The sequence below is a fragment of the Streptomyces cadmiisoli genome (assembly GCF_003261055.1).
GTDB classification, from domain to species: Bacteria; Actinomycetota; Actinomycetes; order Streptomycetales; family Streptomycetaceae; genus Streptomyces; species Streptomyces cadmiisoli.
On the sequence record NZ_CP030073.1, the window covers coordinates 7954177 to 7966364 of the forward strand.

Below are 12188 nucleotides of genomic sequence, written 5' to 3' on the forward strand. Positions count from 1 at the left end.
CGGAGTAACGGCCGGATGGGGGCATGAGACTGAGAGCGCCTTCCGCCTCGGGCACGGGCGCCGGGCTTGATCTGATGGCGGTGTCGGCCGGAGCCGACCGGCGGCGTGTGGAGGGACCCATGGGATCGACGGCGAGTGAGCGGTTGCACCGCAAGCAGGTCTGGGCCGCCAGGGGTGCCCTGGCGTCGGCCGCCGCGGCGGCCCTGTTGCCGCTGGCCGGTGGTGGCGTGCGGGGGGTGCTGCTGCTCGTCGTCGGGCTGGCGGGTCTCATCGTGACGGTCGCCGCGTTGTGGTGGGTGCTCTCGCGCCGCGGGGTCGTCCGCGCCGGGGCCGCCCTGCTGGCCGCCGTCGCGCCGATCAGCGTCGTCGTGCTGTTCGTCTGGGAGAGCATGGTGTGGGTGATCGCGGTCTCCGGGCTGCTGTGGTGCGCGGCGGTCTGGAGCGGCCGGTACGCCCTGCGCAGTACGGGCCTGCGGCAGGGGAGGACCAAGGAGTACCGCACACCGTCCCCGAAGCGGCCCTTTCTGCTGCTGAACCCGCGCTCCGGGGGCGGCAAGGTGGAGAAGTTCGCCCTGCGGGAGAAGGCCGAGGAGCTCGGGGCGCGGGTCGTCCTGCTGGATCCGGAGCGGCACCAGGACGTGGCCGCCCTCGCGCGGGAAGCCGTCGCGGACGGGGCCGACCTGCTGGGCGTCGCGGGCGGGGACGGCACCCAGGCCCTGGTCGCCGCCGTGGCCGCCGAGCACGACCTGCCGTTCCTGGTGATCTCCGCGGGCACCCGCAATCACTTCGCCCTCGACCTCGGCCTGGACCGCGACGACCCCGCCACCTGCCTGGACGCCCTCACCGACGGCGTCGAACTCCGCGTGGACCTGTGCTTCGCCGGCGACCACCCGTTCGTCAACAACGCTTCCTTCGGTGTGTACGGCACGGTCGTGCAGAGCCCCGGCTACCGGGACGACAAGGTGGGGACCGCGCTGGACCTGCTGCCCGACCTGCTGACCCGTCGGCGCGGGGCGCGTCTGACCGCGCACGCCGACGGCACCACGTTCGCCGATCCGCAGGCCGTCCTGGTGAGCAACAATCCCTACCGCGTCGACGACCCCCTCGGGTTCGGCCGGCGCCAGCGCCTGAACTCCGGGCGGATGGGCGTGCTCGCGGTGAAGGTGGACAGCGCCGTCGAGGCGGCCGAACTGCTGCTGGACCCCCACGGGTTCGGCGCGGTCACGGCCCGCGAAGTGATCATCGACGCCGACGAGGCGGAACTGGAGGTCGGCCTGGACGGCGAGGCGGCCACGCTGGCCACCCCCGTCCGCTGCCGCATCGCACGCCGGGCGCTGCGGGTACGGGTCCCGCGCGAGCGGCCGGGCGTCCCCGACCTGCCGCCCCGCCTGGACTGGCGCCGTCTGCGCAAGCTCGCGGCCACGGTGAGCCGGACGGCCGTGCCCCACCGCTCCGGACACACCTACCGCCCGCCGCGGGACGAGAACCGGCCGGCCGCCTGATCGGCCGCGCCGGAGCGCCGCTCGGCCGCGGCACGGAAGCGCGCGGGGTGTTCATCGCCGGTTCGGGGGCAGCCGGACGACAGGGCACCGAACGGTTCGGTGCAATGTAGGAGGGGACATCGTGCTTGCCATCGTGGCGGCGGTTCTGTTCTTCATCGCCTTTTTGATCAACGCGGCGGAGATCTCGACGAACGACGCCTTCAGCTCGACCAACATCATGCTTCTCGGCCTGACGGCGCTGGCCCTGCACGTGGCCGGAATCGGCAGCGGATGGGCGGCCCGGGGGCGCAGGCGCTGAGCGGACTGTACGAGTCCGCATTCCTGTGGTTAGTGTGCGCGCTGATGTTCACTACCAATACACCCCTAATTCAAGTAGGACGGCGAACGGCGGCCCCGGGTTGCCTCGGGAGGTCCGGTGAGTGACGCCGTAGAGGCAGTGGAACGCGCGGTCCCACGTACGCGGGCGGCGGCCACCGGGGCCGCCGCGGGGTCGGCCAAGCAGCGGGACGCGTTCTTCGACAACGCCAAGTATCTGGCGATCGTGCTGGTGGCGATAGGTCACGCGTGGGAGCCGCTGCGCAGCGAGAGCCGCACCGTCACCGCGCTGTACATGATCGTCTACTCGTTCCACATGCCGGCGTTCATCGTGATCTCCGGGTACTTCTCGCGCAGCTTCGAGGCGACCCCGGGACGGATCAAGCGCCTGCTGACAGGTGTCGCCCTGCCGTACGTCGTCTTCGAGGTGGCGTACACCCTCTTCACGCGCTGGGCGGACAACGAGCCGGACCGGTCGTTCAGCCTGCTGGACCCGCTGTATCTGACGTGGTTCCTCGCGGCGCTGTTCGTCTGGCGCCTGACCACCCCGATCTGGCGGGTCGTGCGGTGGCCGCTGCCGATCGCGCTGGGCGTCGCCATGCTCGCCACCCTCACGCCGTCCATCGGCAAGGACCTGGACCTTCAGCGCCTGCTCCAGTTCCTGCCGTACTTCGTGCTGGGCCTGTGCCTGAAGCCGGAGCACTTCCAGCTGGTGCGCCGCCGCGCGGTGCGCCTGGCGGCCGTGCCGGTCTTCGCGTGCGCCCTCGTCGTGGCGTACTGGGCGGTCCCGCGGATGAACTACGCGTGGTTCTTCCACCGCACCAGCGCGGAGCAGCTCGCGGCGCCCTCCTGGTACGGCCCGGTGATGACGCTGGCCCTGTTCGGCTGCTCGGCCGTCCTGACGGCGTGCTTCCTGGCCTGGGTGCCCGGACGGAACATGTGGTTCACCGCACTCGGCGCCGGCACGCTGTACGGCTACCTGCTGCACGGCTTCGGCATGCAGACCGTGAACCACTACCACGTGTACGACAACGCCTGGCTGCACCGCCCGCTCGGCGAGATCACCGTGACGATCGTCGCCGCGATCGTGGTGACCCTGCTGTGCACGGCACCGGTGCGGCGGGCCTTCCGGTTCGTCATGGAGCCGAAGATGGACTGGGCGTTCCGGCGGACCCCGTCCGTGCCGGAGCAGCGGCGTTCCGGATAACCGATGTGACGGGGCGGGCCTGAGGGTCCTTGCGGCAGGCGTTCGCACAGGCCCGCCCGAACGGATCGCAGGCCTCCTCCGGCCGTGGCGGCGCGTGGTGGTGCCAGGATGCGCTGTCTCTATCATCCCTTGAAGGGGAATATGCCCTTATGTCTTGATGAGGGCATCCGCCCTCGCCGGAGTGATCATGTCCCGCGCGCGCCCGACGGACCACGGCGACGAGCTGCTGGCCAGGCTCGACTCGCTCACCGCCCAGGCGCGCGTGCAGGCGGAACTCCAGCGGACCAGGGTGGAACTGGCCATCGCGCTCCAGCGCGGCATGCTGCCCAGGGATCTGCCCGACGCCCCCGGGTTCCACCTGGCGGTCGCCTACGCGCCCGCCTGCTACGGCCTGAACGTGGGGGGCGACTGGTACGACGCGTTCGTGCTGTCCGACGGGCGCATAGGGCTCTCCGTGGGTGACGTGCAGGGCCACAACATCGAGGCGGCCGCCTTCATGGGGCAGATCCGGGTCGGCCTGCGGGCGCTCGCCTCGGTCACCGGCGAGCCGGGCGACCTCCTCGCACGGACGAACGACCTCATCCTCTCCCTCGGCGGCGACCTGTTCGCCACCTGCACCTTCATACGGCTCGATCCCACCACGGGTGTGCTGGAGAGCGCGCGAGCCGGGCACCTGCCCCTCATCTGGGCCACGGCGGACGGCAGGTCCGGCATCGCCCGGGACGAGGGCGGACCGCCCCTCGGCGTGCAGGCCGGCACGCGGTACCCGGTGACCCGGTACCGGCTCACCACCGGCGGGGTGTTCATCCTGCTCACGGACGGTGTCGTGGAGGGGCCGACGCTGAGCCTGGAGGACGGGCTCGACCAGGTGGTTCGGCTGGCCGGCGTTGCCGCCGTGGCGGGCATGGACGCGGGCGAGCTCGCCGCCGCCGTGATCAAGGGTGCCGAGCGCGTGGGGCACGAGGACGACGCCGCCGTCCTGGTCGTCGGCCACGACGGGCTCCCGGTTCAGCCGTAGGGCCCGAGGGCGCGTCCCTCACCTCGCCGACCCGGCCGCACCGGTGTCTGATGGCTGCTGTGGTGGGTACCGAGGATCTCTGCCGGCCAGTCGTCTTCGCCCTCCTGACGTCGGCGGTCGCCGTCGGCTACTACGCGTCGGGACGACTGGGCCTGCTGCGGCAGCTCGCCGTCGAGGGCGCGGTGGTCACGCCCATCTGGCCGCCCACCGGCGTCGCGGTGGCCTGTCTGCTGATCCTCGGACTGCGTGCCTCGCTCGGCATCGCCCTCGGTGCCCTGCTCGTCCTGATGTCCCTCACCGTCCTGCGGCCCTCGTCGATCGCCATCCTGCTGGGCAACACGGCCGCTCCCGTCTGCGGATATCTCCTGCTGCGCAAGGTGGGCTTCCGTACCGACCTCGCCCGACTGCGGGACGGGCTGGCGCTGGTCTTCCTGGCGGCGCTGAGTGCCATGGCGGTGAGCGCGACCGTGGGAGCCGGTCTCCTCATCCTCGACGGGAAGCTCGGCGCGGGTGACTTCTGGCTGGTGTGGATGGCGTGGTGGGTGGGCGACGCGATGGGGGTCCTGATCGTCACCCCGGTCCTGCTACTGCTGCACGGGCTGCGCCGGCCGCCGCCCCTGGCGCGCTGGAAGGAGGCCCTGCTCCTGGCCGTCATCGCCTGCGTCGTCGTACCGCTCGCCACCCGCGCCTCCATCAGCATGCTGTTCCTCGTCTACCCGCTGCTGATCTGGGTGGTGCTGCGCTTCCGGCTCGCGGGCAGCATGCTGTGCGCGCTCTTCGCCTCGGTCATGGCCACGGTCTCGGCGACGGACGGCGTCGGACCCTTCGCGGGGCTCACCCCCGTGGAAGTGATGATCAAGCTCCAGGCCTTCAACGGGTCGATGGCCCTCACCGCCCTGCTGCTGTCGGCCGTGATCACCGAGCAGCGCAACACCAGACGGTCGGTGGAGCGGGCCTGCCAGGAACTGGCGGAGGTGCTGGAGCACCTCACCGCGGGTGACACCCTGCCCGGCGGTCGCCGCCCCCTGGACGAGGGGCGGCGCGGCGAGCCGGGGGTGAAGTGAACGGGTGTGCCCTGAGCCGGGCGTGAACGCCGAGCCTCCCGTGTTCGTGGGTTCTTTGGCCGCGGACCACCCGCGGGCGAAGCCCCCGAACCGGGCCCGCCGGTACCGGCCGAGGAGCCCGTCCGACGTGTGTCTATCATATGAGCGCCGCCTAGCTCGAAAGATGTTCCTGTGACTGTCAATGAAGACTCGTTCACCAACTGGAAGCACCGCGAGGAGATCGCGGAGTCGATGATCCCGATCATCGGGAAGCTGCACCGCGAGCGGGACGTCACCGTCCTGCTGCACAGCCGCTCCCTGGTGAACAAATCGGTCGTCAGCATCCTGAAGACCCATCGGTTCGCCCGGCAGTTCGCCGGTGAGGAACTCTCGGTCACCCGGACGCTGCCCTTCCTCCAGGCCCTGACCACGCTCGATCTCGGTCCCTCCCAGATCGACCTCGGCATGCTCGCCACGGCGTACCAGGCCGACGACCGGGGCCTGTCCGTCGAGGAGTTCACCGCTCAGGCGGTCGCCGGGGCGATGGGCGCCGACAGGATCGACCGGCGGGAGGGCCGGGACGTCGTCCTCTACGGCTTCGGCCGTATCGGCCGGCTCGTGGCCCGGCTGCTGATCGAGAAGGCGGGCTCCGGCAACGGGCTGCGCCTGCGGGCCATCGTCGTGCGCGGCGGCGGTGACCAGGACATCGTCAAGCGGGCCTCGCTGCTGCGCCGGGACTCCATCCACGGCCAGTTCCAGGGCACGATCACCGTCGACGAGGAGAACAGCACCATCCTCGCCAACGGCAACGAGATCAAGGTGATCTACGCCGACGACCCCTCGGAGGTCGACTACACGGCGTACGGCATCAAGGACGCCATCCTGATCGACAACACCGGCAAGTGGCGTGACCGCGAGGGGCTCTCGAAGCACCTGCGCCCGGGTGTCGACAAGGTCGTGCTGACCGCGCCCGGCAAGGGCGACGTCCCGAACATCGTGCACGGCGTCAACCACGACACCATCAAGCCGGACGAGCAGATCCTGTCCTGCGCCTCCTGCACCACCAACGCGATCGTCCCGCCGCTGAAGGCGATGGACGACGAGTTCGGCGTGCTGCGCGGACACGTGGAGACCGTCCACTCGTTCACCAACGACCAGAACCTGCTGGACAACTACCACAAGTCCGAGCGCCGGGGCCGCTCCGCGCCGCTCAACATGGTCATCACCGAGACCGGCGCCGCCTCCGCCGTGGCCAAGGCGCTGCCCGACCTCGAGGCGAGGATCACCGGCAGCTCGATCCGGGTCCCGGTGCCGGACGTCTCGATCGCGATCCTCAACCTCCAACTCGCCCGCGAGACCGACCGCCAGGAGGTCCTCGACCATCTGCGCGACGTGTCGCTGACCTCGCCGCTGCGGCGCCAGATCGACTTCATCACCGCGCCCGACGCGGTCTCCAGCGACTTCATCGGGTCCCGCCACGCCTCGATCGTCGACGCCGGCGCCACCAAGGTCGAGGGCGACAACGCCATCCTCTACCTCTGGTACGACAACGAGTTCGGCTACTCCTGCCAGGTCATCCGGGTCGTCCAGTACGTGTCCGGAGTGGAGTACCCCACCTACCCGGCTCCTGTGCACTGATCTCCCGGCCTGCCGCGGGCGGTTCGCCCCGTCCGCGGCAGGCCGTGCCGCAGCGCGCCCGCCGCGTGCCCCGGATCGCGGGATTCGAAACGCGGTTGAACATCCCGGCTCCCGGCTGCGTATGTCCCAGGAAGCAGCTTCCGGAACACGTCGGCCATCAGCCGTAGGAGTACCCGTGGGACGCAACACGCGCAGACGCCCCAAAGGCGCACAACGTGCGACTTTCGCAGCCGTCGCTCTGATGCTGGGCGGTGGCGGACTGGTGGTGGGGAATGTGTACGCCTCCGCCACCGACGGCGGTTCGGGAGGCGCGAACAACACCCTCGCCGCCGGGAGCGCCGGCACCATCGACTGCCCGGACGTCGGCAACAGGCTGACCGTGGTCCCGGACGACGCGCGGGCCGACGTGGACAACGAACTCGCCGCGCTCGACCAGCAGGTGACGGACGCTTACCAGCGGCTCCAGGAGTCGGTCGCCGCCGCGCAGGACGGCGGCTTCGACCCGGCGACGATCATGAACCCGCTGAAGGAGCAGCGCACGGAGACCATCGAGCGCATCGCCGCCGCCATCGACCGTACGGGCGACCGGCCGCAGGGGCTGGAGGACCTCGCGGAGTGCACGCTGCGGCCCGCGGAAGACCAGGCGGGCGACGGCGCCGACACCGGTGAGGGCGGCGACGACGGTGCCGGGGACGGCGGCGGCCAGCAGGAGGAAGGCCAGGCCGGCAATGGCGGGCAGGCCGGAAACGGCCCCGTGGCCGCGGACTTCGCCGACATCACCTCGGTGCAGCCGAACGCGCAGGACCCGTCCCGGCAGTCGGACGCGTCCGGTGGCTCCTTCACCACCAGCTGCGGTGTGAACGAGAACGGTCTGTTCAACTCGGACAACGTGATCGTCGCCCCCGGCGTCACCAACGGCGCCCACCACTTCCACGACTACATCGGCAACCAGGCCAACAACGCCTTCGCCAGCGACGACGACCTGGCGAACGCGGAGACCAGCTGCGAGAACCAGGACGACAAGTCCACGTACTACTGGCCGGTCCTGCGCCTGCAGAACGGGACGGTGGAGCAGGACGCCCAGTCGCCGGGCGGCGGTATCGAGGGCAACGCCGGTGAGATCGTGACGCCCGCGGAGGTCACCCTGACGTTCGTGGGCAGTCCGACCGGCGAGGTCACGGCCATGCCGCGTCTGCTGCGCATCATCACCGGTGACGCCAAGGCCTTCGTCAACGGCACCGCCAACGCCAACGCCTCCTGGAGCTGCACGGGCTTCGAGGACCGGCAGCTCAAGGACAAGTACCCGCTGTGCCCGTCCGGCAGTGACGTGGTCCGCACCTTCAAGTTCCAGAGCTGCTGGGACGGCCAGAACATCGACAGCGCCAACCACCGTACCCACGTGGCCTTCGCCGACGCCGCCGGCCAGTGCCCGAACGGCTTCCAGGCGATTCCGCAGCTGGTGCAGCGGATCGTCTACGACGTCGACGCGCCCAGCCTGAACGACGGGGGCCGGACGACGCCGCTGTTCGCGGTGGACTCGTTCCCGGAGCAGCTGCACAAGCCGGTCACGGACCACGGCGACTTCATCAACGTCTTCGAGGAAGACCTGATGGGCGAGATGGTCGACTGCATCAACGAGGGCCGGGAGTGCGACGCGGCTGATCTCCCGGCCCCCGGCGACCCGGACGGCGGAGCGGGCGAGCAGCCCACGGACAATCCCGAGGACCCCCAGGACGGCGACAACCCCGGGGAACAGCCCGGCGACGACAACGGGAACGAGCAGCCGGACGACAACGGGAACGAGCAGCCCGGTGACAACGGCAATGAGCAGCCCGGTGGCAACGGTAATGAGCAGCCGGACGACAACGGCAACGAGCAGCCCGGCGACAACGGCAGCGAGCAGCCCGGCGGCAACGGTGACGAGCCGACCGCCGACCCGTCGGCCGAGGCACCCGGCACCGACGGACCGAAGGTCTACTCGTCGCCCTCGGCCACGTCGCGGCCGTCCGGCGACACCGCCGGGCAGAACGACCAGGACGCCGAAGGCGGCGCGGCGCAGGGCGGATCGGGCGACGAAGTCGTCGCCGGCGGGCAGACCGAGCCGCAGGGCGGCCTCGCCGACACGGGCACGAGCCTGTGGCCGGCCGCGGCCGGCGCCGTGCTGCTGATCTCCGGGTTCCTCCTGCTGCGCCGTACCTCGCGGCGCTCGTTCTGACGGTCCGGCCACCGACGCCCCGGCCCCGGACGGCCCGCGATGCCACGCGGTGCCGTCCGGCCGGGGCACGGTCATCTCGGGCCCGGCTGCGCGGCGGGGGTCACGACGCTGAAGGTCGCTTCTCCGACGGCGAGGACACCGTCGGTCAGCGGTGTGGCCCGCACTCCGCCCTTGCCGCGCAGAGCACGATGCGCGCCCGGGCCGATGGTGACGTCCATCCACGCGCAGGGCCGGGCCGGACGGTTCAGCGAGAAGGTGACCGGCCCGAAGCGGCAGTCGAGCGTGACGGTCGAGCCCACCAGGGAGTCGATGTCGACGCCGCGCAGCAGAACGTTCCGGCGGGTCTGCCGAAGATCGACGTTCGTGTCGATGTCGAGGGGCAGATGCTCGGCCGACATGAACGTCACCGCAGCGTCGCGATGGACCCGCTGCCCGAAGTAGCGGTCGCCGACGAGCCCGAGGCCGCCGCGTACCTCCGCCCGCAGCACCAGTTCCTCGACGGAGACCGGGGACGGCCCGTCCGCGGGGCGTCCCGCGAGACGGTGCGTGGGCGACACCAGCAGCTGGACCACTTCGACCTCGGTCATGCAGCAAGCGTAACCAGTCGTTCCGGATAGACCCGGCGGTCACGCCGGGGCGGGCCCGCGACCGCCCCGGCGGGCCGCCGCGCTGTCGATCAGCAGGTCGAGCGCCGCGGGATAGGCGCTGACGTTCATCTCCGCGACGAGATGGCCGGCCGCGGCCGCGATGCGCGGGTGCGTGGACGCGGGCAGCCGCGCGTAGGTGGCCTGCCACACCGCCTCGTCGGCCTCCCGCGCCGAGGCGGGCAGCGCGAGCGTGGCCGCGTCGAGCGCGGCGAAGGCCAGTGTCTGGTCGATGAAGCAGTGGTAGATCCGCACCGCCTCGGCGACCGGGAAGCCGGCACGGTGCAGCACGTCGAGGACGATCTCGTCGGCGGCGATCTCATGGGCGCGCCCCGAGACGCGGCTGGCCGTGAGCACCGCCGCCTGCGGATGGGCGAGGTAGCCGCGGTGGATGCGCAGCCCGAGCGCCCGCAGGTCGGCCTGCCAGTCCCCGGTGGCCCGCCAGCCGTCGAGGGCACGCCCGATGAGTTCGTCGCCGACGGCCAGCACGAGATCGTCCATACCGCGGAAGTACCGGTACAGCGTGCTGGGGTCGGCGCCCAGGGCCAGCCCGAGGCGGCGCGCCGTGAGGCCCTGCCCGCCGTGCTCGCGCAGCATGCGCAGGGCGGTCAGCACGATGTGCCGCTCGGAGAGCACGGAGCCCTGCTTCGTGGGGCGTCGGCGTCGGCGTTCGCCCTCGGGCACGACGCGCTTGGCCATGGTGTCTCCCCTCGGTCGTCCGGCATCGCGGCGACCTTATGCCAACACCATTGACCAAGACGGTGCGGGTGGCGTTCGATCGGCGGTGACGGGGCGAACGCGCTGTTCGCCCTTTCTATGCTGTTCACCCCTTTTCTTGGCGAAAGGATCCACCATGCGCATCCTGTTGGTCGGCGCGGGCGGAGTGGGCACGGCCATCACGCGGATCGCGGCCCGCCGGGACTTCTTCGAGCGGATGGTCGTCGCCGACTACGACCTCACGCGCGCCGAAGCGGCCGTGGCCGCGGTGGCCGACGCCGGCGGAGCGCGCTTCGCCGCCGCCCGGGTCGACGCCTCCGACGAGGAGGCCGTGACGCGCCTGATGACGGACGAGCGGTGCGACGTGCTGCTGAACGCGACCGACCCCCGGTTCGTGATGCCGCTGTTCCGCGCCGCGCTGGCGGCCGGCGCGCACTACCTGGACATGGCGATGTCGCTGTCCCGCCCGCATCCGGAACGGCCGTACGAGCTGACCGGTGTCATGCTGGGCGACGAGCAGTTCGCCCTGGACGACCGCTGGCGGGAGGCCGGGCGGCTGGCACTGGTGGGCATGGGGGTCGAGCCGGGCCTCTCGGACGTCTTCGCCCGGTACGCGGCCGACGAGCTGTTCGACACGATCGAGGAGATCGGCGTGCGCGACGGCGCGAACCTCACCGTCGACGGGTACGACTTCGCCCCCTCGTTCAGCATCTGGACCACGATCGAGGAGTGCCTGAACCCGCCGGTCGTCCACGAGGCGGACCGCGGCTGGTTCACGACCGCACCGTTCAGCGAACCCGAGGTCTTCGACTTCCCGGCGGGCATCGGGCCGGTGGAGTGCGTGAACGTGGAGCACGAGGAGGTGCTGCTGATCCCGCGCCGGGTGAAGGCCGGCCGGGTCACCTTCAAGTACGGCCTCGGCGAGGAGTTCATCAACGCGCTGCGCGTCCTCCACCAGATCGGCCTCGACCGCACCGACCCCGTGACCGTCACGGCGAAGGACGGCACGCGGGTCGAGGTGTCGCCGCGGGACGTGGTGGCGGCCTGTCTGCCCGACCCGGCCGCCCTTGGCGACCGCATGCACGGCAAGACGTGCGCCGGCACCTGGGTGCGGGGCACCCGGGACGGACAGCCGCGCGAGGTGTACCTCTACCACGTGGTCGACAACGCCTGGTCGATGCGGGAGTACGGCTGCCAGGCGGTCGTGTGGCAGACGGCGGTCAACCCCGTGGTCGCCCTCGAACTGGTCGCGAACGGCACCTGGTCGGGAGCCGGTGTGCTCGGCCCGGAGGCCTTCACGCCCCGGCCCTTCCTGGACCTCCTGACGGCGTACGACTCTCCGTGGGGCATCCGCGAGCAGCGGAGCGCGTGACCCGGCTCCGGATGCCGGCCGCACGACTTCCTACCCTCCAGTAATATCGCCGGTCACGTCATCGGAGGAGGAACCGTGTCACCGAACCAGCGCTCCCCGCTGCTCCTGGCCGGCCTGCTGGCCGCCGCGGGTACCGCCCACTTCGCCGGCCCCCGCCGGTTCGACGCCATCGTGCCGCGCTTCCTGCCGGGCACACCCAGGGCCTGGACGTACGCCAGTGGCGCGGTCGAACTGGCCCTGGCCGCGGGTCTGTCCGTGCCCCGCACCCGGCGCGCGGCCGCGCTCGCCTCGGCGGCCTTCTTCGTCGGTGTCCTTCCGGCCAATGTCCAGATGGCCGTGGACTGGCGTCGGCGCCCCGCGCCGCTGAGGGCGGCGGCCCTCGCCCGGCTGCCGCTTCAGCTGCCGCTCGTGCTGTGGGCGCGCAGCGTCGCCCGCAACACGCCCGACAGGCCCGCGACGTGAGACGGCGACAGATCACCGGACCGCCGCCGCCGCGCACGCGGCGCGAACCGGCCCC

11 protein-coding genes are annotated in these 12188 nt (G+C 71.4%); 9 read left to right on the plus strand and 2 right to left on the minus strand.

Features of this window, described 5'->3' with window-relative positions; all coding sequences use genetic code 11:
• Nucleotides 1-119: 119 nt before the first annotated feature.
• From DN051_RS35085 to DN051_RS35115, 7 genes are all read left to right on the plus strand, one after another.
• On the plus strand, nucleotides 120-1502 hold the full coding sequence (locus DN051_RS35085) for a diacylglycerol/lipid kinase family protein (RefSeq protein WP_112442627.1): 1383 nt from the start codon (nucleotides 120-122) through the stop codon (nucleotides 1500-1502).
• A gap of 121 nt (nucleotides 1503-1623) precedes the next feature.
• Nucleotides 1624-1800, plus strand: coding sequence for a hypothetical protein (locus tag DN051_RS45955; RefSeq protein ID WP_107093870.1), 177 nt, complete (start codon nucleotides 1624-1626; stop codon nucleotides 1798-1800).
• A 117-nt stretch (nucleotides 1801-1917) separates the two neighbouring features.
• Nucleotides 1918-3024, plus strand: coding sequence for an acyltransferase family protein (locus tag DN051_RS35095; RefSeq protein WP_112440653.1), 1107 nt, complete (start codon nucleotides 1918-1920; stop codon nucleotides 3022-3024).
• Between the two features lie 187 nt (nucleotides 3025-3211).
• Nucleotides 3212-4042, plus strand: a complete 831-nt coding sequence (locus DN051_RS35100; protein ID WP_112442629.1) for a PP2C family protein-serine/threonine phosphatase — start codon at nucleotides 3212-3214, stop codon at nucleotides 4040-4042.
• 50 nt (nucleotides 4043-4092) lie between these two features.
• The gene (locus DN051_RS35105; RefSeq protein WP_199314749.1) at nucleotides 4093-5106 is read left to right on the plus strand and encodes an MASE1 domain-containing protein; all 1014 of its coding nucleotides are present in this window, start codon (nucleotides 4093-4095) and stop codon (nucleotides 5104-5106) included.
• A gap of 171 nt (nucleotides 5107-5277) precedes the next feature.
• Nucleotides 5278-6723, plus strand: coding sequence for a glyceraldehyde-3-phosphate dehydrogenase (locus DN051_RS35110; RefSeq protein ID WP_112440657.1), 1446 nt, complete (start codon nucleotides 5278-5280; stop codon nucleotides 6721-6723).
• A 241-nt stretch (nucleotides 6724-6964) separates the two neighbouring features.
• A complete protein-coding gene (locus DN051_RS35115; protein ID WP_425471797.1) occupies nucleotides 6965-8938 on the plus strand; it encodes a DUF1996 domain-containing protein in 1974 nt (657 codons plus the stop codon).
• 71 nt (nucleotides 8939-9009) lie between these two features.
• Here the strand turns inward: DN051_RS35115 and DN051_RS35120 are convergent, their stop codons facing one another.
• Together DN051_RS35120 and DN051_RS35125 are read right to left on the minus strand one after the other, a co-directional pair.
• Nucleotides 9010-9525, minus strand: coding sequence for an MOSC domain-containing protein (locus tag DN051_RS35120; RefSeq protein ID WP_112440661.1), 516 nt, complete (start codon nucleotides 9523-9525; stop codon nucleotides 9010-9012).
• A gap of 39 nt (nucleotides 9526-9564) precedes the next feature.
• Nucleotides 9565-10281: a TetR/AcrR family transcriptional regulator gene (locus DN051_RS35125; protein ID WP_053757904.1), complete on the minus strand. Its 717-nt coding sequence runs from the start codon at nucleotides 10279-10281 to the stop codon at nucleotides 9565-9567.
• Nucleotides 10282-10435: 154 nt separating this feature from the next.
• Here DN051_RS35125 and DN051_RS35130 point away from each other — a divergent pair, with 154 nt between their 5' ends.
• Nucleotides 10436-11671 (plus strand): saccharopine dehydrogenase family protein, encoded by a 1236-nt coding sequence (locus DN051_RS35130; RefSeq protein ID WP_112440663.1) that lies wholly within the window; start codon nucleotides 10436-10438, stop codon nucleotides 11669-11671.
• 75 nt (nucleotides 11672-11746) lie between these two features.
• On the plus strand, nucleotides 11747-12133 hold the full coding sequence (locus tag DN051_RS35135; RefSeq protein ID WP_053757906.1) for a DoxX family protein: 387 nt from the start codon (nucleotides 11747-11749) through the stop codon (nucleotides 12131-12133).
• The last annotated feature ends 55 nt before the right edge of the window (nucleotides 12134-12188 follow it).